This window comes from Aquabacterium sp., assembly GCF_035476535.1.
GTDB lineage: Bacteria > Pseudomonadota > Gammaproteobacteria > Burkholderiales > Burkholderiaceae_C > Pseudaquabacterium.
This window is the reverse complement of the sequence record NZ_DATILJ010000264.1, coordinates 1-23,186: the sequence shown is the minus strand read 5'-3', so window position 1 is coordinate 23,186 and position 23,186 is coordinate 1. Positions and strand designations below refer to the sequence as shown.

Here is a 23,186-nt window from a genome sequence, read left to right as displayed (position 1 = left end):
GATGCCGCATGACTCTCACTGCCACGCCGCCGGCCGTCCCGTTCTTTGGTGCCTGGGTCGTGCGCGGCGCCTTCGTGCTGGCCGCCTTCGGCTGGGGCGTCGGCTTCTACGGGCTGCCGGTGTTCCTGCAGGCAGTGGTGCAACGCACCGGCTGGCCCTTGACGCTGGTGTCGGCCGCGATGACGCTGCACTTCCTGGCCGGCGCGCTGGTCATCACCCGGCTGCCGCGCTGGCATGCGCGGGTGGGTGTGCCGGCCACCCTCGTCTGCGGTTCGGTGCTCACCATGGCCGGCCTGCTGGGCTGGGCCCTGGCCTGGCTGCCGTGGCAGTTGTTCGCCGCGGCGCTGCTCAGCGGCATGGGCTGGGTCACGATGGGAGCGGTGGCGGTCAACGCGGTGATCGCACCGTGGTTCGTGCGCACGCGGCCGCTCGCGCTGTCCCGGGCCTACAACGGCGCCAGCATCGGCGGCGTGCTGTTCTCGCCGCTATGGGTGGCGCTGATCGCCGGCTTCGGCTTCGCCGGCGCCGTCGCGGCGGTGGGCTTGGTGACGGTGGTCCTGATGACGGCGCTGGGGCGCTGGGTGTTCGCTCACACGCCGCAGGGTCTGGGCCAGCAGCCCGATGGCGAGGTGGCGGCGCCGTCGGCGCGTGAGGCCGCTGTCGCGGACCACGCCGCACTGCCGGGCGCCAGGCTCTGGCGCGACCGCGCGTTCCAGTCGCTGGCCTTCGGCATGGCGGCCGGACTGTTCGCGCAGATCGGCCTGCTGGCGCACCTGTTCTCGCTGCTGGCGCCAGGCCTGGGCGCACAGCATGCCGGACTGGTGATGGGCGGCGCCACGGCATGTGCGATCGCCGGCCGCAGCGCCGCCACGCGGCTGCTGCCGCGCGTTGGCGATCGGCGCATCGTGGCGGCCGCCGGCTACGCGGTTCAGGCGCTGGGATCGCTGCTGATGCTGATGGCCGACGGCGTCGCCACCGGCACGATGCTGCTCGGCATCGTGCTGTTCGGCTCAGGCCTCGGCAACGCCACCTCGCTGCCGCCGCTGATCGCGCAAAGCGACTTCGCGCGTCAGGACACTGCGCGTGTCGTGGCGCTGGTGGTGGCCATCGCGCAGGCGAGTTATGCGTTTGCGCCAGCGCTCTTTGGTGTGCTGCTGTCCGCATCGGCGGCGGCGGGCCAGGCCAGTGGGTCGCCGCGGTCCACCGCGCTGTTCTTCATCGTGGCAGCCGGCGTTCAAGCGCTCGCCGGCGCCGCCCTGCTGGCGGGCCGGCGCAGAGGCCGCCGCTGAGCTCAGGCGCTGCAGGGTAACGATGTGCGCCTGGATCCGGCCGCCGACCGGGCCGTCGCCGAACGGCGGGGACGTGGCGCACGCAGCTTGACGAGCGATCGGCGGTCACCTACATTTCATCCAGTCCTCTAGAGGTCTAGTTGAATATGTCCACCTTGTCGCTGGTACCGCAGGATCCGCCGCTGGGCCAGAGCCGCTATGGCGCGCTGGCCGCCGCGCTGAAGGCGCGCATCGTCGCCGGTGAATGGCCACCCGGCAGCGCACTGCCGCCCGAACAAGGCCTGGCCGCGCAGCACGGCGTGGCGCTGGGCACCCTGCGCCAGGCACTGGCGCTGCTGGCGGAGCAGGGGCTGGTGGAGCGCCTCCACGGCAAGGGCACCTTCGTGCGCTCGGGGCTCGCCGGCGCGCCGATGCTGCGCTTCTTCCGCTTCGGCGACGGTGCCGGCGAGGTGCCTGCTTCGCGCATCGTCTCGCGCCAGGCGCTGGCCGCACCGGCCGCCGTGGCGCGCCAGCTGGGCATCGGCCCGGGTGAAGCGGCGCTGCGCCTGCGCCGCCTGCGCTCGCTGGACGCGGTGCCGCGCCTGGTCGAAGAGATCTGGCTGCCGCTGCCACGCTGCGCGGCGCTGCTGGACAGCGACACCGCCGGCTGGGGCGACCTGCTCTACCCGCACCTGGCCACGGCCTGCGGCCTGCATGTGCACCGCGCGGTCGACGAGATCAGCTTCGGCCAGCTCGGCGCCGCCGACGCCAAGGCGCTGCGCCTGGCCACCGGCCACCCCTGCGCGCTGGTGCGGCGCCAGGCCTTCGACCTGGCCGGCCGTTGCGTCGAATACCGCTGCACGCGCGGCGACGCACATGCCTTCCAGTACACCGTGGCGATTGTTTGAAGTTCGGTTTGAAGCCCGGTTCGATGCCTTGTTTGAAGGAGTTCGCTTGACCCCCACCCGCCCGTCTTCGACGACCCGCCGGCGCCTCATTGGCGCCGCCACCGCATCGGCCCTGTTGCCCGGGCTGCTGCCGCGCGGCCAAGCCGCACAGGCCACCCCAACCGCCACAGCGCCGATTGCCGGCGGCAAGACCCTCACGCTGTTGGTGTCCTACCCGCCAGGCGGCGGCGCGGACCTGATCGCCCGGCTGATCGCCCCCAGGCTGGCCGAGGCGCTGGGCCAGCCGGTCATCGTCGAAAACCGGCCCGGGGCCAGCGGCACCATCGCCGCCGGCCATGTCGCTCGGGCCACGCCGGACGGCACGACGCTGCTGGTCGATGCGTCGTCCTTCGCCGTCAACCCGGCGCTGTTCGCGAAGCTGCCCTACGACCCGGCCAGCGCCTTCGTGCCGCTGGCCGTGGTGGCGCAGTTCGCGAACGTGCTGGTGTGCACGCCGGGCTTCGAGGCCCGTTCGGTGGCCGACGTGGTCCGCCTGGCACGCGCCAAACCGCGGCAGGTGGCCTATGCCTCGTCCGGCAACGGCTCGGCGCAGCACCTGGCGGGCGCCTTGTTCGAGCAACTCGCGAAGCTCGAGCTGAACCACGTGCCCTACCGCGGCGGCGGTCCGGCCATGACGGATGTAATGGGCGGCCAGGTGCCGCTGTTCTTTGCCAACGTGGCCTCGTCCATGGGTCACATCCAGGCCGGCAAGCTGCGCGCGCTGGCCGTCACCAGCCGGCTGCGCACGCGCGCGCTGCCCGAGGTGCCGACGATGGAAGAAGCCGGCGTCAAGGGCCACGAGGTGCTGGAGTGGAACCCGGTGCTGGCGCCGGCCGGCCTGGCCCCTGCGGTCAAGGCCAGCCTGGTGGCGGCCTTGCGCCGGGTCAAGGACGATGCCGAGGTGATCGGCCGCGTGCGCACGCTGGGCGGCGACATCTTTGCCGGCGACGAGCTGCGCGCCGCTGCGTTCCTGAAGCAGCAGCAGGCGCAATGGACTCAGCTGGTGCGCGAACGTGGCATCCAGCGAGACTGAGGCGCCGATGAAAACTGCCCCCGAGCTCGCCGGCTGGGACTGCCACGTCCACGTGTTCGACGCCGATGCACCGGTGCTCGCCGGCCACTACCGGCCGCCGACCCGCACGCTGGCCGAGATCGAGTCGCGGGCCGCGGCGGCCGGCGTCGGCCACCTGGTGCTGGTGCAGCCCAGCGTCTATGGCAGCGACAACGGCCTGATGCTGCAGGCCTTGCGCGCCGGCCAGGGGCACCACCGCGGCGTGGCGGTGGTGGCCGCCGAGGTGTCGGACGCCGAGCTGGATGCGCTGCATGCCGCCGGCGTGCGCGGCATCCGCTTCAACCAGGTGTCGCCGGTCGGTGCGTCAAGCGATCCGGCGGCGCTGCTGCACCGACTGGCGCCGCGCCTGCAGGAGCGCGGCTGGCACGTGCAGTGGTACCTGCACGCGGCCGGTTTGCCGGCGCTGCTGCCGCTGCAACGGCAGACCGGCCTGGTCTTCGTGCTCGACCACCTGGCCGGCATCGCCGCCGACACGCCGACGGATGCGCCCGCCTGGTCCGCGCTGGCAGCGCTGGCCGCTGGCGGGGCGTGGCTCAAGCTCTCGGGCTGGTATCGCCTGCAGGCGCAGGCACCGTACCGTGCGCTGCACGCACCGCTGCAGCGCGCGGCCGGCCTGTTCGGCCGCCAGCTGCTGTGGGGCTCCGACTGGCCGCACACCAGCCTGGGCCAAGCACCCGACCTGCCCTACGACGCGACCTGGCAGCCGGTGCACGACGCGCTGGACCCGACGCTCGCCCAGGCCCTGCGCTGCGAGCACCCATGGCGCCTGTACCGCTGAGGCTGGATTGACCGCTCCGGCCGAGGGCGTGTGCCCTTGAACCTGCGGTGTTGTGCTGCCGAGCCCGCAGTCTGGTGCCCTGGGCCTGCGGCCTTGCGGCCTTGCGCCCCTGGGCCCGCGGCCGTGTGCTATACCCCCGGCCAACAAAATATCGTTGGGGACGACGTGGCCTTGTCCAGCCTTTCGCCGTCGGAGATGGCTTTCCTGATGCTGGCCATGATGCAGGCGGTGGCCGCCGTGCTATGGGGCATCGGCGCGTGGTGGATCGTCGAAACGCGGGCCGCCGCCTTGCACTGGGCGGCCTATGCCGCCGCCGGCGCCCTCACCTTCCTGCTGCTGGCCACACACCTGCAGGCGCTGCCGATGGCCGGCGTGCTGGTAGCGCTGGGCTCGCTGATGCTGCTGCAGCGCGGCGTGTGGTTCTTCACCGGCCAGCCGCGGCGGGTGCACATCCACCTGGCACTGCTGGCCATCGCCGCGCTGGCCTCGTGGGTCGGCACCGACCCGGCCTGGCGGCCGCAGCAGGCAGTGGTTCACTACAGCATCAGCACCACGATGTACCTGTGGATCTCGTTCGACCTGTACCGCCACGCCCGCAAGGTCTTGCGCCTGCGCTGGCCGATCCTGCTGGCGCTGCCGCTGCTGGTGGCCGGCCTCAATGCCGGCGGGCGTGCGATGCGCACGCTGCTCAAACCTGAGGCACTGGCCACCGAGATCGCGGCCAACAGCACGCTGAATGTCGGCACCGCGCTGGTCGTGGTGGTGCTGGTGGCCACGCTGCACGCCACGCTGATGGCACTGGTCGTCGCCCGGCTGGTGAATCAGCTGAACTGGCGCTCGCGGCACGACGGGCTGACCGGCCTGCTGAACCGCCGCGCGATGCAGGAAGCCATCGACCAGCAACTGGCGCGCAGCCGCCGCGCCGGCGACACCTTCGCGGTGGTGATGCTGGACCTGGACCACTTCAAGACCATCAACGACCGCTTCGGCCACCCGGTCGGCGACGCGGCGCTGAAGCATGTCGCGGCGCTGCTGCAAGCCGGCCTGCGGGATGTCGACCGGCTCGGCCGCTTCGGCGGCGAGGAGTTCGTCGTGCTGCTGCCGCGGCTGACGTTGGCCGAAGCCGCCGCGGTGGCCGAAAGCCTGCGCGAGCGCCTGAGCGCGCAGCCGCTGCCGCGCCCCGAAGGCCCGCTGCCGCTGGCCGCCAGCTGGGGCGTGGCGGAATGGCGCGGCCCGTCGGAAGACGAGTCCCGCGTGCTGCTGCGCGCCGACCAGGCGCTCTACCGCGCCAAGGCCGATGGTCGCAACCGGGTGGCGCTGGCGGCACCGGAGCCGCTGGCGGCGTGAGGGTGAATGCGCCACATCGGTTTTGCAGTTTCAGCTTTGCAAGCTGAAACAGCAAACCGCCCTCAGCCCGCCACCCCATCCTGCTTGAACATCGCCTTGATGCCGCGCACCGCCTGGCGGATGCGCGCCTCGTTCTCGATCAGCGCAAAGCGCACGTGATCGTCGCCATGGTCGCCGAAGCCGATGCCGGGCGAGACGCTGACGCGGGCCTTGGCCAGCAGCTGCTTGGCAAATTCCAGCGAACCGAGCGCGCGGTAGGCGTCGGGAATCTTCGCCCAGATGTACATCGACGCCTTCGGGCAATCCACCATCCAGCCGGCCTCCCGCAGACCCTTCACCAGCACGTCGCGCCGCTTCTGGTAGGTCGCGGCGATGTCCTTCACGCACTGCTGGTCACCTTCGAGCGCAGCGATCGCCGCCACCTGCACCGGCGTGAAGCTGCCGTAGTCGTGATAACTCTTGATGCGAGCGAGTGCATGCACCAGGTCGGCGTTGCCGACCATGAAGCCGATGCGCCAGCCGGCCATGTTGTAGCTCTTGCTCAGCGTGAAGAACTCCACCGCGACGTCCTTGGCGCCCTTGACCTGCATGATCGATGGCGCCTTCCAGCCGTCGAACACGATGTCGGCATAGGCCAGGTCGTGTACCACCAGGATCTCGTGCTTCTTCGCCAGCGCGATCACGCGCTCGAAGAAGTCCAGCTCCACGCACTGCGCGGTGGGGTTGCTGGGAAAGCCCAGCACCATCATCTTCGGCTTCGGGTAGCTGCCGCGGATGGCTTTCTCAAGTTCGGCGAAGAAGTCGACACCGTCGACCAAGGGCACCGAGCGGATGTCCGCGCCGGCGATCACCGCGCCGTAGATGTGGATCGGGTAGCTGGGGTCGGGCACCAGCACCGAATCGCCGCGGTCCAGCGTGGCCAGCATCAGGTGGGCCAGGCCTTCCTTGGAGCCGATGGTGACGATGGCTTCGCGGTCGGGGTCGATCTCGACGGCGTAGCGGTCGCGGTACCAGTGCGAGATGGCGCGCCGCAGCCGCGGGATGCCCTTGCTCGCCGAGTAACCGTGGGTGTCCGGGCGTTGCGCCACTTCGGTGAGCTTGGCCACGATGTGCGCGGGCGTGGCGCCATCGGGGTTGCCCATGCTCATGTCGATGATGTCTTCGCCGCGCCGCCGCGCAGCGAGCTTCAGCTCCGCGGTGATGTTGAAGACGTAAGGGGGCAGGCGATCGATGCGCGCAAAGCGGCGCTGGCCGGGGGAAGCCGACATGGGGTTGCTCTTTCAACGTAAGCGCCCGGAACCGTCCGAGCGACGTGGGTCGCACGCGATGTACGACCCGACACGATGCTAACCGACGCAGGTGTCGATAATCGGTTCCCGGCATGAGCTCTCACGCATCCCCCTCGCCCCTCCTGTCGTCTCTGCGTGGTTTCGATCGCCGCCGCTGGCTGCGCTTCGGCCTGGGCCTGCTGCTGGGTCTGGGGCTGGGCGTCGTCGGCGCGGTGGTGATCGCCGTAGTGCAGGTGCGCGCCGAGCTGCCGCCGCTGGACCGCGTCACCGACTACCAGCCGCGCCAGCCGCTGGCCATCCTGACCTCCGACGGCGCCGAGATCGCGCAGTTCGGCCCCGAGCGCCGGCACTACCTGCCGATCGACGAGATCCCGAAGCTGATGCAGGACGCCGTACTGGCGGTCGAAGACTCGCGCTTTCGCGGCCACGCCGGCATCGACTGGATCGGCGTCGCGCGCGCGGTGGCCAAGTTCGCCACCGGCGGCCGGCTCGAGGGCGCTTCGACCATCACGCAGCAGGTCGCGCGCAGCTTCTTCCTCAGTGCGCGCCGCACGCCCGAACGCAAGCTGAAGGAAGCGCTGCTGTCCTGGGAGATCGAGCGCACGCTGTCGAAGGACCAGATCCTGGCGCTGTACATGAACCAGATCTACCTGGGCCAGCGCGCCTACGGCTTTGCCGCCGCGTCGAAGGTCTACTTCGGCAAGCCGCTGTCGACGCTGTCGATCGCCGAGAGCGCGATGCTCGCCGGCCTGCCGCAGAACCCGGCCTATGCCAACCCGATCACCAACTTCGAACGCGCCCGCCAGCGCCAGCTGATCGTGCTGGTGCGCATGCGCGACACCGGCGTGATCACCGAGGCGCAATGGGCCGCCGCACGCGCCGAGCCGCTGAAGATCCGCTCGCCGCTGGCCATCGGCGTGCATGCCGAGCATGTGGCCGAGCTGGCGCGGCAATGGGTCGTGCAGCGCTTCGGCGAGGAGGTGTATGCGCAGGGCATCCGCGTGACCACCTCGCTGCGCGCCGCCGACCAGGCCGCCGCCTGGACCCAGTTGCGGCGCGGCGTGCTCGAGCACGACCGCAAGCAGCCCTACCGTGGCCCCGAAGACCAGGAAGACCTGCCGCCCGAAGGCGCACCCGCCGCCGAGCTGGAACGCGCCGCCGCGCTGGCGCTGAAGGAGCACCGCGACGACGAGATGCTGCGCCTGGCCGTCGTGCTGGCCGCCACGCCGCGCGAAGTGTTGGTGCAGCTGGCCACCGGCGAGCAGTTGCCTATCAGCGGCGAAGGCCTGCGCTGGGCCCAGGCCGCGCTGGCGCCCAAGGCCAAACGGGGTTTGGGGATCCAGCGTGGTTCAGTGATCCGCGTCATCAAGCAGGACAAGCCGGGGCCCAAGGGTGAGCCGGTCTGGGCCATCAGCCAATGGCCCGAGGCCCAGGCCGCGCTGGTCTCGCTGGACCCGGCCAGCGGCCGCGTGCGGGCCTGGGTCGGCGGCTTCGATTTCGCCGAGCAGAACTTCGACCATGTGTTCAAGGCCTGGCGCCAGCCGGGCTCCAGCTTCAAGCCCTTCCTCTATTCCGCCGCCCTCGAGCATGGCGTGATGCCCGACACGGTGATCAACGATGCCGAGTTGGTGCTGCCTGGCGCCGATGGCCCCGGCAGCTGGATGCCGAAGAACTCCGACGGCAAGTTCGATGGCCCGCTGAACCTGCGCGAGGCGCTGGCGCGCTCGAAGAACTCGGTCAGCATCCGGCTGCTGCAGCAGGTGGGCCTGCGCCCGGTGCGCGACTGGCTGCCGCGCTTCGGCTTCGAGCCCGAGCGCCAGCCCGACAACCTGACCTTGGCGCTCGGCGCCGGCAGCAGCACCCCGCTGCAGATGGCCCAGGCCTATGCGGTGCTGGCCAACGGCGGCTGGCGCATCGACCCGGTGCTGATCGAGCGCATCACCGACGCCCGCGGCCAGGTGCTGTTCGAAGCGCCCGAAGCCCTGCCCTTCAACGAAGCCGATCGCGCGGTGCCGGCGCGCAATGTGTTCATCACCAACAGCCTGCTCAACGAAGTCACGCGCAGCGGTACGGCGGCCAAGGCTCAAGCGCAACTCGCGCGCGGCGATCTGTACGGCAAGACCGGCACCACCAACGAGGCGGTCGACGCCTGGTTCGCAGGATTTCAACCCGGCCTCGTCGCGGTGGTGTGGATGGGCTACGACGAGCCGCGCAGCCTGGGCGACCGCGAATCCGGCGGCGGCCTGGCGCTGCCGATCTGGATCGGCTACATGCGCCAGGCGCTCAACGGCGTGCCGCTGCAGCGCCCGCCGGTGGCACCCGATGGCGTGCAGCGCGCCGGCGACGACTGGGTCTACGACGAATGGGCGGACGGCAGCTATGTGCGCCAGATCGGCTTGCACGAACCCGCCACTGCTGCCGCCGACACCGCGGCACCGCGCTGAGGACGCCGGGCGTGCAAGTGCTGGCACGCCTGACCCTGCGGCAGATGCTGACGCTGCCCTACGTCAGCCTGGTGCTGATGCTGGCGGCGACGATCGGGGCACTGTCGTACTTTGCAGCGCGCAACGCGGTCGACGGCCTGTCGGGCCAGTTGCTGACCGAGACCGCGCTGCGCATCAGCGACGCTTTGCGACACCAGGTCGAAGGTGCAGCCGCGGTGCTGGACACCGCGTTCCCGAAGGGCGTGCCGGCCCCGGCCTCGATCACCGACGATCTGCCGGCGCTGCGCCTGCGCTTCTGGCAGGCCACGTCGATCCAGCGTGACGCGAACAACTACGCCTACTACGCCAACCGCCAGGGCCAGTTCTTCGGGCTCTACCGCCATGGTGAGGACAAGGCCGAATTGCGCCTGCGCAGCGAAGGCAGCGGCCCGCGCGTGATCCGCGGCTTTCGCGGTATCCACGGCGCCCTGGGCGAGGCGCGTGCCGAGGCGCGCACGTTCGAGCCTCGTGATCGCCGGTGGTTCACGGCCGGCCTGGCGGCGCAAGAAGCCGCGTGGACGCCGGTCTACATCGATTTCAACAGTGTTGACCTGGTCACGACACTGAGCCGGCCGGTGCCCGATGCCAGCGGCGCGGTGGCCGGCGTGGTCGCCACCGATCTGCCCTTGCGCAGCATCAATGCGCTGCTGCAAGGCCTGTTGCTGAGCCCGAATGCGCTGGCCTATGTCGTCGAAGGCAACGGCCAGCTGATCGCCCTGTCGCGCGGCGTGCACCTGATGAGCGATGCCGACGGCCGGCCCGCGCGGCTGCATGCCAGCCGCAGCGCGGAGCCGCTGGTGCCGGCCACCTACGCCGCGGTGCAGAAGCTGCTGGCCGCCGAGGCGGCTGGCACGCAGGGGTCGGGCGCCGACAGCCTGGTGCCGCCGACGATCAGCCGCTCGCCGCAGGCGGTGGTGGTGCGCGGCCCCGATGCCACCCGCGCCCAGGTGGCCTACGCGCGGCTGCACGATGAGGCCGGCCTGGACTGGATCATCATCGTCGCGGTACCGCAGGCCGACGTGCTGCAGCATGCGGTGCAGATCTTCCAGAACACCGCGGCGATGGCGGTGGCCGCCTCGCTCGCCGCGCTGCTGGTCGGCTTGGCCATCCTGGCTGCCCTGGCGCGTGAACTGCGCCGCCTGGCCGAAGCGGCGCGCCGTGTCGGCGAAGGCCAGCTCGACACGCCGCTGCAGGTGCAGCGCAAGGACGAGATCGGCGAGCTCGCGCGCAATTTCGCGCAGATGCAGCAGCGCCTGCTGACCGACCGGCTCACCGGCCTGTCCAACCGCGAGGCCGCATTGCGCCGCATCGACGAGCGCATCGCCCAGCACCGCCGCCGCGGCGACAGGCGGCCGTTCGCGGTGATGTTCGTCGACTTCAACCGCTTCAAGGCCATCAACGACCAGTATGGCCACGATGTCGGCGACAACGTGCTGAAGGAACTGGCGCTGCGCCTGCGCGGCCGCTTGCGTGTGGACGATACCGTTGCGCGTTATGCCGGCGACGAATTCCTGATCCTGCTGGACGCGGTGGCCGACCGGCGGGATGCCGAGGGCGTGCGCGACCAGCTCGAAGTGGCGATGCGCGAACCGCTGGCCGCATTGGCCGTGGTGGCGCCGGGTGAAGCGTCGGCGGGCGCCAGCTTCGGCATCGCGATGTTCCCGGCCGATGGCGCCGACATCGACACCTTGATCAAGGTCGCCGACCAGGACATGTACAAGCGCAAGGCCGAGACGCGCTGAGCGCCACCGGATCGCACGATCTTCATGGAACAATCCGGCCTTGATCGCACTCCCTCAGGCCGGTAAAGCCTGCAGACGATGAAACCACACACCCTCAGCGATTTCGATTTCCAGCTGCCACCCGAGCTGGTGGCCCAGCATCCCGCGACGGAGCGCAGCGCGTCACGACTGCTCGATGGCAGCGGCCCGCTGCCGGTGGACCGCGTGTTCCGCGACCTGCCGGCGCTGCTGCAGCCCGGTGACCTGCTGGTGTTCAACGACACCCGCGTCATCAAGGCCCGGCTGTTCGGCGAAAAACCCACCGGCGGCGCGGTGGAAGCGCTGGTCGAGCGCGTGCTGCCCGGCCACGAGGTGCTGGCCCACCTGCGCGCCAGCAAGTCGCCCAAGCCCGGCAGCAGCATCCGCTTCGCCGATGGCGCCTTCGAGGCCGAGGTGCTGGGCCGCGCCGGCGCCGACGACGCGCTGTTCCACCTGCGCTTTCCGGCCGAGCCGCTGGCGCTGCTGCAGGCCCATGGCCATGTGCCGCTGCCGCCCTACATCACGCATGCCGACAACGCGGCCGACATCGAGCGCTACCAGACGGTGTTCGCCGAGCGCCCCGGCGCGGTGGCGGCCCCCACCGCGTCGCTGCATTTCGATGCGGCCGTGCTGGCCGCGCTGGCCGCACGCGGCATCGGCAGCGCCCGCGTCACGCTGCATGTGGGCGCCGGCACCTTCCAGCCGGTGCGCAGCGAGAACCTCGACGAGCACAAGATGCACAGCGAGTGGTTCGAGGTGCGCGAAGACACCGTGGCCGCCATCGCCGCCACGCGGGCCCGGGGCGGCCGCATCGTCGCCGCCGGCACCACCACGCTGCGCGCGCTGGAGTCCGCCGCGCTCGGCGGCACGCTGCGCGCCGGTGCCCGCGACACCACGCTGTTCATCCGCCCGGGCTTCCAGTTCCACGTCGTCGACCGGCTGGTCACCAACTTCCACCTGCCCCGAAGCACACTGCTGATGCTGGTCTCGGCCTTCGCCGGCCACGAGCATGTGCGTGCGCTGTACCGCCACGCCATCGAGGCGCGCTACCGCTTCTTCAGCTACGGCGATGCGATGCTGTTGACGCGCAGCGCCTGAGTCCGCCGCCCTGGTGGCACGCGCCGGCGCAGGGCCCGTCGGCGCTCGGCCGGCCTGCTGCGACAATCGCCGCCATGTTGCAGTTCGAGCTCCTCGCCACCGAGGGCCTGGCCCGTCGGGGCCGGCTCAGGCTGAACCATGGCGTGGTCGAAACGCCGATCTTCATGCCGGTGGGCACCTATGGCACCGTGAAGGGCGTGCTGCCGCAGTCGCTGCACGACATGGGCGCGCAGATCATCCTGGGCAACACCTTCCACCTGTGGCTGCGGCCAGGGCTGGAGGTCATCAACCAGTTCAAGGGCCTGCATGGCTTCGAGGGCTGGCACAAGCCCATCCTCACCGATTCGGGCGGCTTCCAGGTCTGGTCGCTGGGCGAGATGCGCAAGATCTCGGAAGAGGGCGTGAAGTTCGCGTCGCCAGTGAATGGCGACAAGCTGTTCCTGACGCCCGAAGTGAGCATGCAGGTGCAGACGGCGCTGAACGCCGACATCGTGATGCAGTTCGACGAATGCACGCCGTATGAGACCAAGGGCCAACTGACCACCGAGGCCCAGGCCCGCGCGTCGATGGAGATGAGCCTGCGCTGGGCGCGGCGCTGCATCACCGAGTTCGAGCGGCTGCAGAACCCAAACGCGCTGTTCGGCATCGTGCAGGGCGGCATGTTCGAAGGGCTGCGCGAAGAATCCCTGACCCAGCTGGTGGCCATGGACCTGCCGGGTTATGCGGTGGGCGGTGTCAGCGTCGGCGAGCCCAAGGAAGACATGCTGCGCATCATGGCGCACACCCCCCACCGCCTGCCCGCGCACAAACCCCGCTACCTGATGGGCGTGGGCACGCCCGAAGACCTGGTGGAAGGCGTGGCCTGTGGCGTCGACATGTTCGACTGCGTGATGCCCACGCGCAATGCGCGCAACGGCCATCTGTTCACGCGCTTCGGCGACTTGCGCATCCGCAATGCGCGCAACAAGCAGGACGTGCGCACCATCGACGAAACCTGCGGCTGCCACGCATGCGCCACGGGCATCAGCCGCGCCTACCTGCATCACCTGGACCGCTGCGGCGAGATGCTGGGCCCGATGCTCACCAGCATCCACAATCTGCACTACTACCTGAACCTGATGCGCGACATCCGCGCAGCACTCGATGAAGGCCGTTTCGAGGCCTTCCGCGCCACCTTCAAGGCCGACCGCGCACGCGGCGTCTGAAGCCCGGCGGGCCGCCGGCCTGCCCCACTCACCCCCACCCCATCCACCGCCCCATGGCGACCACTGCCCGCCCCCGCCGCAAGACCCCTGTCGTGGCCGAACCCGCTGTGCCCAGCGTGACCCCGCCCGCGGCCAAACGACCGGCTGCGAAGAAGACAACGATGGCCGCCGCGCCGGCCGCCGCCAAGAAGGCTGCGGTGAAGAAGACCGCGGCGAAAGCAAGCGCGCCGCCGCCGGTCCCCGCGCCCGCGCCGCCGGCCCGCAAGAAGGCCCCGGCCACCGCGGCAACCGCCAAGAAGGCGGCCGGCAAGCCGGTACCGGCCAAGAAGACAGCGGCGGCGAAGAAGACGAGCGCCGAGAGGCCGGCCCCTGAGAAGGAAGTGCCGGCACCGAAGCAAGCGCCTGCGCAGAAACAGGCGCCCGCGCAGAAGGAGAAGGCAGAGAACAAGGCCCCCAGCCGCAAGACGCCGGCGAAGAAGGCCGTGGCCAAGCAGGCCCCTGCCAAGTCGCGAGCGCGGCGCCCGGCCGCCCCCGAGGCACTCGCTGACACGGCTGCCGCCGCGCTCGCTGCGAAGCAGCCGCGCGAGCAGCTCCAAGAACCGCCCCAAGAACAGCCGCAAGAGACGCCCTCCTTTGCGGCAGCACCCGCGCCGGCGCCCGCCCCGGTGCCGCCCACCGGCCCGGCACACAGCGCGCTGAGGCTGATCGAACAGGAGGCACAGCACCACCTGGTGTGGCAGCCTGGCCACGCCTGCCCACCGGCCTTGGCGGAAGCGGCGCAGGCCCGGCTGGACGCCGATGGCCATCTGCCGCCCGACGATGACGCCGCACTGCCCACGCTGATGCGCCTGGCCGCCGATGCCGGCCACCGGCTGGAGGTGGACGAAGCGGTGTGGCTGCAACTGGCCGCCGACCGTGACGCGCGCCACCGCCTGCAGGCCCTGGAAGCCGCCTATTCCGATGGCCCCGGCAGCCCGGCCCTGCAGGCTTTGCTGCGCACCACGCTGCCAGCCTTCCAGGCCGAAGGCGCGCTGTTTGCCGTGGTCGCCGGCCGCGCGCTGATTGCCGACGAACGCGGCCTGGGCAAGCGGGTGCAGGCCATCGCCGCGGCGACGCTGTGGCGCCGCCACTTCGGCGTGCGGCGTGTGCTGGTGCTGTGCACGCCGGCCCAGCGCGCCGCCTGGCAGCGCGCCTGGTCGCAGCTGGCCGGGCACACGCTGTCGGCATCGCCGCAGGTCATCGAAGGCCCACTGCACCAACGGCAGGCGATGTGGTCGAGCGCGGCCGAGGTGCGCATCCTGGCCCCCGAAGCGCTGGACACCGACGCCGCGCACGTCGCGCATTGGGCCCCGGAGCTGCTGATCGTCGACGAGCCGCAGCAACTGTCCGGCTGGGCAGCCTTGCAGGCGCCACATGCGCTGGTGCTGTGCGGCGCGCCCTTGGCCGAGCCGCCCGCGCTGCTGCACAGCATCGTCGCCTGGCTCGATGTGCGGCGCGAGGGCGCCTTGCATGCGCTGGGCCGCATCCAGGCCGCGCGCGAGCAGGGCTTGGCGCTGCCTGACGCCGAATTGGAGCGGCTGGACAACGACCTGTCGCGCCTGATGCTGCAACGCCTGCGCAGCGAGGTGCAGGAGCAGCTGCCGCCGCTGGTGCACAGCGAACGCCTGGTGCCGCTGGCGCCGCCGCAGCGCGACGCACACGAGCGCCTGCGCGCCCAGGTGCAACAGCTGCTGGCCGGCTGGCAGCACTGCGGCTACCTGTCCGATGCCGACCAGTGGCGCCTGAGCGCGGTGCTGCGCGACCTGGCGCCCGCCTGCCACCGCAGCGACCCGACGCGGGCCGACAGCGCACTGGCCGAGGCTACCGTCGCCACGCTGCAGGCGCAGCTGGACGACTGGGCCGCCACCGGCACGCGGCAGGTGGCGATGGTCTGCCCCGGGCCCGCTGACCGGGCCCTGCTGGCCGAACGCCTGCGCTTCGACGCCGGCCTGCACTGGGTCGACCCGGGCCAGACGCCGCCGCCGGACAGCGAGGTGGTGCTGCGCATCGGCGTGCCCTGGCGGCCACGCCGCGCGGGCCGCCCCGGCACGGCACCGGCCGGCCAGCAATGGGTTCATGTCGTCGCGCAGGACAGCCTGGAACTGGGCCTGTTCGACACGCTGGCCTGGCGCCAGGACACACCCTGCGGCCCGGCCGAAGGCAGTGCCCACGGCTCCCGCGGCTTCTTGCACGGCCAGCGGCTGAACGACTGGCTGCAGGCGCTGAGCCGGGCCTGGATGAGTCCCGCCGACCCGGCGTGAACCGGCCCGGCTTGACAGCGCGGCACGCGCTGCCAAGATGCGCCGCATGCTGATGTCGATGCTGCGCGGCCTCGGCCGCGGGGTCAAAGCCCTGTCCACCGGGCTGCTGGCGCTGCTGATCCTGTTCGAGGAGTGGGGCTGGCAACCGCTGCAGCGCGCGATGGGCTGGGTGGCGCGGCTGCCGGTGCTCCGACAGCTGGAGGCGCTGATCGTGCGCCTGCCGCCGCGCTGGGCGCTGGGGGTGTTCCTGCTGCCTTCCTTGCTGCTGCTGCCGGTCAAGCTGCTGGCCTTGTTCCTCGTCGCGCAGGGCCAGAAGACGCTGGGCCTGGGCGTCATCGTGCTGGCCAAGCTGGTGGGCACGGCCATCGTCGCCCGGCTGTTCACGCTGACGCAGCCAGCCCTCATGCGCATGGCTTGGTTCGCGAGCCTCTACGCCCGCTGGACGACCTGGAAGGAAGCGCTGCTGGCGCGTGTGCGCGCCTCGTGGGCCTGGCGCTGGGGCCGCGCCTTCAAGCGCCAGCTGCGGCGGCGCTGGGCGCGCTGGCGCGCCGCCGTGTTCAGCTGAGGCGGCGCAGCCCGCTCACCAGAACTCCCAGCGTCCGCTGAGCACCACGTAGACACCCAGCGCGCCGTTGGTCACGGCATGCGCGATCACGGCCGACCCCAGCTTGCCGCTGCGCCGGTACAGCAGCGCATACGCCAGCCCGGCCACGATGGCGCCCAGCCACAGCGTGTGCACCAGCATGAATGCAAAGGTCGACAGGCCGATCGCCTTGAGCCCGACGCGCCGCGGGTCCACGCCCTCGAAGACCGGCTGCTCGATCCAGCGCATCACGAACGAACGCCAGAACAGCTCTTCCATCACCGGCACCAGCAGCGTGGCGCCCAGCCAGCGCACGCCGATCAGCGGCCAGTCCAGCCGGCCCTGGGCATCGACGCCGCGGAAGCTTGCGCTGGACTCGCCGATCTGCATCCACGGCGCGGTGAGGCTGATCCACAGCACGAACACCACGCCGCCGACGCCGGCCGCCAGCGCAGCCTCGCCGATCGTCGGCAGGTTCTGCCGCGACAGTTCGCCGTACTCACGCCACCACCACACCAGCAGGCCGCCGACGATCACCAGGTTCAGCCCGTACAGCCAGCGCGTGTCGAAGCCCCAGCGCTCGTCGGTCGGCGCGACGCCGCGCAGCGCCAGCACCGCCATGAAGGCGGCGAACGGCGCCATGCGCAGCAGCGCTGCACGGGACAGGTTCATGGGTGCACCTTCGGCGCTGTGCGTCGTCGCATTCGAAGACGACGGTGTTGTCGGCCTTCGACCAGCGCCAGCGCGATGATCCCGAGCGCACGCCCCATCGTTGTCAGGCTTGCAACAGCGCCTGCACCCGCGTGCGCAGGTGGTCCGGGCTTACCTTCGCGGCCGGCACCGCTTCACCGGCCACCACGCCCACAGGGCTCCACACGCCGCGGCGGAAGGGTCGAATCATGGCTGTGCCGTTTTCGACCCGCGAGAAGAACGAGCCCCACAGGTTCTGCAGCGCCACCGGCACCACCGGCACCGGCCGGCGCTCCAGGATCTTCATGATGCCGCCCTTGAAGGCCTGCAGTTCGCCATCCCGCGTGATGCCGCCTTCGGGAAAGATGCACAGCAGATCACCTTCGGCCAGCACCTTGTCGGCCGCTTCGAAAGCGCGGGCGTAGGCGGCCGGGTCCTCCTTCTGCGAGGCGATCGGAATCGCCTTGGCCAGCCGGAACAGCGTGCCCAGCACGGGGATCTGGAAGATGCGGTGGTCCATGATGAAGCGGATCGGCCGCGGGCTGGCCGCCATCAGCACGATGGCGTCGACGAAGCTGACATGGTTGCAGACCAGGATCGCCGCGCCTTCGGTGGGAATGTTCTCGTCGCCGCGCACCTTGAAACGGTAGACCAGGCGCGTGGTCAGGAAGGCGACAAAGCGCAGCAGGTACTCCGGAACCAGCAGGAAGATGTAGCCGGCGACCACGGCGTTGGCAATGCCGGTGGCCAGGAAGACCTCGGGCACCGTGAAGCCGAAGCCCAGCATCGCACCGGCGGCCACCGAGCTAACGATCATGAAGAGTGCGTTCAGGATGTTGTTGGCAGCGATCACCCGCGCGCGGTGCGAAGGCTCGCTGCGCAGCTGGATCAGCGCATACATCGGCACGCTGTACATGCCCGCGAACAGGCTCAGCAAGCCGAGGTCGGCCATCACGCGCCAATGCGCGGCTTCGGCCATGAACTGCCCCACCGTCAGAACCGGCCCGGCCGGCAGGCCGCGGGAGGCGAAGTACAGGTCGATCGCGAACACGCTCATGCCAATGGCGCCGGCCGGCACCAGGCCGATCTCGACATGGCGCTTGGACAGCACCTCGCACAAGAGGGAGCCGATGCCGATGCCGACCGAGAACACCACCAGCAGCAGCGACGCGACATGCTCGTCGCCATGCAGCACGTTCTTCGCGAAGACCGGAAAGTTGGACAGGAACACCGCGCCGAAGAACCACATCCAACTGATGCCCAGCAGCGAGCGGAAGACCACGATGTTGCCGTGCGCGAGCTTCAGGTTGCGCAGCGTCTCGGTGACCGGGTTCCAGTTGATCTTCAGCGTCGGGTCGGTGGCTGGCGTGCTGGGCACGAACTGCGCGGTCAGGCGTCCCAGCAGCGCCGCGGCCACGCAGCCGATCGCGACATAGGTGGCGCCGACGCCGGGCAGCGCGATCAGCAGGCCACCGGCCACCTGGCCGAGCAGGATCGCGACGAAAGTGCCCATCTCGACCATGCCGTTGCCGCCGGTGAGCTCACGCTCGTTCAGGTGCTGCGGCATGTAGGCGAACTTGACCGGCCCGAACAGCGTGGAATGCAGCCCCATCAGGAACACGCAGGCCAACAGCACGACCACGTTGGTCGTTAGGAAGCCAAGCGCCGCGAGCAGCATGATGCCGATCTCGAGGTTCTTGACGAAGCGGATTACCGACGTCTTGTCATGCTTGTCGGTGAGCTGGCCGCTGGTGGCCGAGAACAGCAGGAAGGGCAGGATGAACACCGCGCCGATCACCAGCCCGGCCTGTTCGGGCCGCAGCCAGTCCACCTGCAGCTGGTAGGTGACCATCACGGTGAACGCGAACTTGAACAGGTTGTCGTTGCCGGCGCCGAGGAACTGGGTCCAGAAGAACGGCGCAAACCGCCGCTGGCCGAGCAACGCAAACTGGTTCGGATGTTCGGTGGCACTCAATGCACTCTCCCTCGAAACTGGCACCGACTGTAGCGGCGGATTCAGCGCACTGTCACCGGTGATGCACCCAGGCCGGCGCGCGGCAGCCAGGCGAAGATCGAATCGACCGTGGCCGTCTCGATGCGATCGGCGAAACGCTTGTCGCTGGGGTGATCGTCGAACGCCACATTGGCTGCCGTGACGCGTGCGCCCAGGCGGGTGAAGGCGCCGAGCTTCAGCGTCGTCGGCTGGTAGCCCTGGGCTTGCAGCCATGTCTGGGCTTGTTGGCGATTGCCGGCACCGTCGGCGGCCATCGCCAGCGTCTCCAAGGCCCACTGGTTGCTTTGCTGGTAGGTGGTGGACCACGGATAGGCGACCATGCTGTAGCGCTTTTCGTTCAGCCGCGCCACACGCTGGTTGTCGCGCAGCAGCGGCAGCAGCTTGGCCTGCACGGCCGGATCGAGCACGACGAAGGCGGCTTCGTAGCGGTGCGGCCGGTCCAGGAAAAATTCTCCAACACCTTGGCGGTACAGCGCCGAATCGGCCGTGCCGCAATGGTTGAGCTTGTGCATCACGCGCCACACCGGCTTGCCGTTCACCTGGTCGCGGTAGACGAAGCCCAGGTGTGAATAGCGCAGGCCGTACTTGCTCAAGTCCTGGCCGGCGCGGGCCAGCAGCACGACCTGCGCGCCACTGGCGTCGAGCTGCTTGACAGTGGTCACCGCGAGGTTCATGCCCTGCTCGATGGCTTGCGGATCGGCCGGCTTCTCCTCGCAGGGCCGGCCGGCGTGCGCCAGCGTCGCGGCCGCGGCAAGCAGCAACGCGGCAGACCAGCGCGGGTTCATCGTGTCACCCGTTCGTTGTAGAGCAGTGAGGCACCGATCTCGTTCGGGATGAATGCGATCGCCTGACCGGCCGCCGACAGCACCCAACCGGCGGCCATCGACGTGACGAGCACGCCGGTGCCCACGGCGACCATCGAACCGCCGACCAGCTTGACCGACGCGCGAGCGCCGTCGGAGGCGCGCTCCAGCACCCACACCGTGCCTTCGGCCGAGGCTTCGACGGCCGCGACGGTGAGCATCGCACCGCCGGACAGCAACAGGGCGGGTGCGGCGACGATCACCGCCACCGGCAGCGCCGAGATCGCGCTCAGCTCGGATGCGGCGCTGTTGTGCGCCTGCGCCGGCAAGGTGGTGGTGGCCAGCATGAGCGTGGCGGCGGCAGTGGCGCAGAGCGTGCGCAAGGTCGTGTTGATCATGATTCGATACTCCAGCAAATGGGGGTCAGGGTTCAGGCAGCCGGCGCGTCAGCGATCTCGCGGCGGCCGGCCAGGCGGGCTTCCAGCAGGTCGGCGTCGTAGGCATCGCGCAGCGTCTTGGCCAGCGTGAACACCGACGAGATCAGGAACAGCCAGCAGACCAGCAGGTAGGCCTTCCAGATCGGGTCGATGCCCATGCGCCACAGGCCCCAGCCGGTCAGCGCCATCGCCAGGAAGAAGCCGGACCAGACCACCAGCTTCCACATCGGCGTGTCGACCGAGCGGTGCTGGTTGTCGCGGATGAACTTGGCCAGCGCAAAGGCAGTGGACAAGCAGAACACATAGCCCATCACCATGAACGCGCGATCCAGGTCGTTGCCCGGCAGCCAGGACAGGCCGATCGCGCACAGCGAGACGGCGATGCCGAAAGACAGCCAGACCTGCAGGCGCCAGGCCGAGGTGTCGCGACGGATGATGGGGTTGTGGGTGGGGGTGGTCATGGTCAGCCTCTTGAAGGCCGGGGGTTGAACATGGGACGGGATGGTGGGGGTCGGCCGAGCGAAGTGCAATCGAAAGGGCCGGGGTTGCAGCCAATGAATCAAGCGGTAGCGCTGGGCGATACCTTTGAAACCCGGCAGGCCAGGTGGGCGCGGGTGTCGAACACGCTGCTGGACAGGCCCCGGCCATCGGCGCGCAGGCGGCGCTTCAGGGCCAGGTCGAACAGCAGCGGGTTGCGGCGGCGCAGCGCTTCGAGCGCCGGCACATCCGCCTGCGGCAGCAGGCCGGCACGCACGAAGCGGTCCAGCCGGTACAGCGGGCCGACACCGGGCAGCGGGTAGTCCGAGCCATGCAGCAATCGCCCGTGCCAGTCCTCGCGCTGCAGCACGCTGCGCCACACAGCCGGCCGACGGTTGGCCTGGAACACGGCAGACACGTCGCCCAGCAGGCGGCCCTGCCAGGCGGATTCATCCATCAACCGCGCGAACAGCTCGAAGGCCGGACACGGGGAGGGATGCCGGGCATCGAGATCCAGTGCATGCCCCAATGACGCACAGTGCGCGACGATCACACGCACGCCACGTTCGAGCGCTGCACGCACCAGCAGCGGGTTGCCCAGTTCGTCGCGGCCGACGCCCGGCACGGCTTTCTCTTCGCCGCCATGCACGATCAAGGGCAGGTCGGCCGCGGCCAGGCGCTCGTAGAACGGCCGCACGCGGGCATCGCGCATATCGATGTTCATCGCGCTGGGCAGCCACTTGATGGCCAGCGCGCCCTCGGCGATGGCGCGGTCCAGCTGCTCGATCGCATCGCTGCGGTACGGATGGATCGATCCGACCCAGGCGAAGCGCTCGGGCTGTTCTGCCGCCACCGCCGCGGCATAGCGATTCGGCACATGGAAGGTCGACCAGTCCGGCCGCGCCTGACCCTGGTCGTCATGCGCCTGGTCGAAGGCGTAGAGCAGCCATCGCGCGCCGGCCGGGAAGTCGTGGGTCAGCGCCCGCAGCCGCGCGACGTAGGCGCGGTCGACCGACGGTGCGTCGGCCGGCACACCCGCCGCGCCCATGATCACGCGCTTGCGCAGCGATTCGATCGGGTGCCACCACTGCTGCAGGTGCGCATGCACGCTGCAGCCGCTGCCGGCATCGCCCGTGCCCAGCAGGTGCGCATGGGCGTCCCACAGCGCGGCCGGGTCAAGGCCGGCAAAGGTCTGCGTCAGCAGATCGTCACCGGGTGGTGGATCGGCTTCATCGGCCCGTGCCGTGAGGCTGGTGAACAGGCCGGCAGCCGCGGCGGCGCAGCAGCCCAGCATGTGGCGACGGGACAGGGAGTGGGCCATGCGGATCCTCGGAGGCACAAGACAGAAGGCCGCGATGGTGCGGCGATGCTGTGCGCCAGGCCAGGGCTTCGATGCCCGGTGCGATGCCTCGCAACCATCGGTATCGAGTGGTGCTACCGTGGCGGATGAAGGGAGCCGCGCTTCGATGTCCACCACCCAATCGCTGATCACCGTGCTGAAGGCCGAGTTGAAGGCCGCCGGAATGACCTATGCCTCGCTGGCCCGCGAGTTGAAACTGGCCGAATCCAGCGTCAAGCGCATGTTCGCCAAGGGCGAGATGCCGCTGTCGCGCATCGACGAGATCTGCCGCGTGCTGAAGACCGATTTCGCCGAGCTCTCACGCCAGGTGGCAGACGCCAAGGCGCTGCGCCGCGAGCTCACGCTGGAGCAGGAAGCCGCGGTGATGGCCGACCCCAAGCTGCTGCTGTGCGCGGTGTGTGCGCTGAGCCAGTGGACCTTCGAGCAGATCGTCGCCACCTATACCCTCAGCGAGGCCGAGTGTGTTGCCCGCTTCGTTCAGCTGGACCGGTTGGGCATCATCGAGCTGCGGCCGCTGAACCGCTACCGGCTGCACCTGGCCAAGGGCTTCCGCTGGCGTGCCGACGGGCCGGTGATGCAGTACTTCCGCACCCGCGTGGTCGGCGACTACTACAGCGGCGGCTTCGACGGCGAGGGCGAGATGCTGATGCTGGTGCACGGCCAGATCGGCCGCGGCCTGGCGACCTTGTTCAACGAACGGCTGCAGCGTGTGGCCGCTGACTTTGCGCAGCAGCACCTGGCCGACCAGAAACTGGCGCCCGACCAGAAGCGGCCGTACACGCTGATCATCGGCATGCGCTCGTGGCTGTTTGGCGCGTTTCGCGAACTGAAGCGCGACCCCGATGTGCACGGGCCTTCGGTGGTCGGCCGGCGCCTCAATTCGGCGGCACGAGACGTGTGATGCTGCGGACCCGGTCCGGCGCCAGCGGCGCGCCGGCCAGGCACAGCAGGCGCACCGGGAAGCGGAAGGTCTTGCTGCGCTGCTGCAGTGCGTCGATGCTGTGTGCGAGCTGCTGCGCATCCACCGCGCCGGCGATCAGCAAGGTGGCGCGGCGCGGCTGGAAGTGCTGCTGCAGATGCCGTGCGGCGGCTTCGCCGGCGATCAGGTGGCCGGCGTCCCAGGGGTCGGCGGCCTGACGCTGGCGCCACCAGGCCACGTCGTTCAGCTTGGTGCGCAGGCGCAGCAGCAACTGGTCGGCGTGGCCGGGCAAGGCCGCGAGCCGCGCGCTGCCGTCCAGCGCCAGCGCCCAGGCCTCGGCCACGGCGTCGTCGCCC

General features: G+C 70.2%; 20 protein-coding genes. 12 read left to right on the top strand and 8 right to left on the bottom strand.

What is annotated here, in order from left to right; translation table 11 throughout:
- The first annotated feature begins 8 nt into the window (after positions 1-8).
- From VLK61_RS26355 to VLK61_RS26335, 5 genes are all read left to right on the top strand, one after another.
- The gene (locus VLK61_RS26355; RefSeq protein WP_325425609.1) at positions 9-1,289 is read left to right on the top strand and encodes an MFS transporter; all 1,281 of its coding nucleotides are present in this window, start codon (positions 9-11) and stop codon (positions 1,287-1,289) included.
- A 146-nt stretch (positions 1,290-1,435) separates the two neighbouring features.
- Positions 1,436-2,176: a GntR family transcriptional regulator gene (locus VLK61_RS26350; protein ID WP_325425607.1), complete on the top strand. Its 741-nt coding sequence runs from the start codon at positions 1,436-1,438 to the stop codon at positions 2,174-2,176.
- A gap of 46 nt (positions 2,177-2,222) precedes the next feature.
- Positions 2,223-3,248, top strand: a complete 1,026-nt coding sequence (locus VLK61_RS26345) for a tripartite tricarboxylate transporter substrate binding protein (protein WP_325425605.1) — start codon at positions 2,223-2,225, stop codon at positions 3,246-3,248.
- A gap of 7 nt (positions 3,249-3,255) precedes the next feature.
- Positions 3,256-4,065 (top strand): amidohydrolase family protein, encoded by an 810-nt coding sequence (locus tag VLK61_RS26340; protein WP_325425603.1) that lies wholly within the window; start codon positions 3,256-3,258, stop codon positions 4,063-4,065.
- Positions 4,066-4,236: 171 nt separating this feature from the next.
- Complete coding sequence (locus tag VLK61_RS26335; RefSeq protein ID WP_325425601.1) at positions 4,237-5,412, top strand: GGDEF domain-containing protein; 1,176 nt, start codon at positions 4,237-4,239, stop codon at positions 5,410-5,412.
- A 62-nt stretch (positions 5,413-5,474) separates the two neighbouring features.
- On the opposite strand, the gene alaC is transcribed toward VLK61_RS26335, so the two are convergent.
- Positions 5,475-6,680 carry an alanine transaminase gene (alaC, locus tag VLK61_RS26330; RefSeq protein ID WP_325425599.1) on the bottom strand — a complete coding sequence of 402 codons (1,206 nt, stop codon included), beginning with the start codon at positions 6,678-6,680 and terminating at the stop codon, positions 5,475-5,477.
- Between the two features lie 113 nt (positions 6,681-6,793).
- On the opposite strand from alaC, the gene VLK61_RS26325 reads away from it, so the two are divergent.
- The 6 genes from VLK61_RS26325 (at position 6,794) to VLK61_RS26300 (ending at position 16,112) form a co-directional block, all read left to right on the top strand.
- A complete protein-coding gene (locus tag VLK61_RS26325; RefSeq protein WP_325425597.1) occupies positions 6,794-9,145 on the top strand; it encodes a penicillin-binding protein 1A in 2,352 nt (783 codons plus the stop codon).
- An 11-nt stretch (positions 9,146-9,156) separates the two neighbouring features.
- Complete coding sequence (locus tag VLK61_RS26320) at positions 9,157-10,926, top strand: diguanylate cyclase domain-containing protein (RefSeq protein WP_325425595.1); 1,770 nt, start codon at positions 9,157-9,159, stop codon at positions 10,924-10,926.
- 78 nt (positions 10,927-11,004) lie between these two features.
- The gene (gene queA / locus VLK61_RS26315) at positions 11,005-12,042 is read left to right on the top strand and encodes a tRNA preQ1(34) S-adenosylmethionine ribosyltransferase-isomerase QueA (protein ID WP_325425593.1); all 1,038 of its coding nucleotides are present in this window, start codon (positions 11,005-11,007) and stop codon (positions 12,040-12,042) included.
- A gap of 74 nt (positions 12,043-12,116) precedes the next feature.
- Positions 12,117-13,247 (top strand): tRNA guanosine(34) transglycosylase Tgt, encoded by a 1,131-nt coding sequence (gene tgt / locus VLK61_RS26310; RefSeq protein ID WP_325425591.1) that lies wholly within the window; start codon positions 12,117-12,119, stop codon positions 13,245-13,247.
- Between the two features lie 53 nt (positions 13,248-13,300).
- Positions 13,301-15,547, top strand: a complete 2,247-nt coding sequence (locus VLK61_RS26305; protein WP_325425589.1) for an SNF2-related protein — start codon at positions 13,301-13,303, stop codon at positions 15,545-15,547.
- 46 nt (positions 15,548-15,593) lie between these two features.
- The gene (locus VLK61_RS26300; RefSeq protein WP_325425587.1) at positions 15,594-16,112 is read left to right on the top strand and encodes a hypothetical protein; all 519 of its coding nucleotides are present in this window, start codon (positions 15,594-15,596) and stop codon (positions 16,110-16,112) included.
- Between the two features lie 15 nt (positions 16,113-16,127).
- Here the strand turns inward: VLK61_RS26300 and VLK61_RS26295 are convergent, their stop codons facing one another.
- The 6 genes from VLK61_RS26295 to VLK61_RS26270 all read right to left on the bottom strand — a co-directional run bounded on the left by VLK61_RS26295 (position 16,128) and on the right by VLK61_RS26270 (position 21,872).
- Positions 16,128-16,802: a CAAX prenyl protease-related protein gene (locus VLK61_RS26295; protein WP_325425585.1), complete on the bottom strand. Its 675-nt coding sequence runs from the start codon at positions 16,800-16,802 to the stop codon at positions 16,128-16,130.
- 103 nt (positions 16,803-16,905) lie between these two features.
- A complete protein-coding gene (locus VLK61_RS26290; protein ID WP_325425583.1) occupies positions 16,906-18,795 on the bottom strand; it encodes an MFS transporter in 1,890 nt (629 codons plus the stop codon).
- A 41-nt stretch (positions 18,796-18,836) separates the two neighbouring features.
- Positions 18,837-19,619 carry a DUF2145 domain-containing protein gene (locus VLK61_RS26285; protein ID WP_325425581.1) on the bottom strand — a complete coding sequence of 261 codons (783 nt, stop codon included), beginning with the start codon at positions 19,617-19,619 and terminating at the stop codon, positions 18,837-18,839.
- Positions 19,616-20,035 (bottom strand): hypothetical protein, encoded by a 420-nt coding sequence (locus VLK61_RS26280; protein WP_325425579.1) that lies wholly within the window; start codon positions 20,033-20,035, stop codon positions 19,616-19,618. Before VLK61_RS26280 ends, VLK61_RS26285 begins: the two co-directional genes overlap by 4 nt.
- Before the next feature lie 32 nt (positions 20,036-20,067).
- Positions 20,068-20,535 carry a YiaA/YiaB family inner membrane protein gene (locus VLK61_RS26275; RefSeq protein ID WP_325425577.1) on the bottom strand — a complete coding sequence of 156 codons (468 nt, stop codon included), beginning with the start codon at positions 20,533-20,535 and terminating at the stop codon, positions 20,068-20,070.
- Positions 20,536-20,633: 98 nt separating this feature from the next.
- On the bottom strand, positions 20,634-21,872 hold the full coding sequence (locus VLK61_RS26270) for an amidohydrolase family protein (RefSeq protein WP_325425575.1): 1,239 nt from the start codon (positions 21,870-21,872) through the stop codon (positions 20,634-20,636).
- A 145-nt stretch (positions 21,873-22,017) separates the two neighbouring features.
- Here VLK61_RS26270 and VLK61_RS26265 point away from each other — a divergent pair, with 145 nt between their 5' ends.
- Positions 22,018-22,812 (top strand): helix-turn-helix domain-containing protein, encoded by a 795-nt coding sequence (locus VLK61_RS26265; protein ID WP_325425573.1) that lies wholly within the window; start codon positions 22,018-22,020, stop codon positions 22,810-22,812.
- Here VLK61_RS26265 and VLK61_RS26260 read toward each other — a convergent pair.
- A partial coding sequence (locus tag VLK61_RS26260; protein WP_325425571.1) for a hypothetical protein occupies positions 22,787-23,186 on the bottom strand: 400 nt, incomplete at its 5' end. The genes VLK61_RS26265 and VLK61_RS26260 overlap by 26 nt on opposite strands.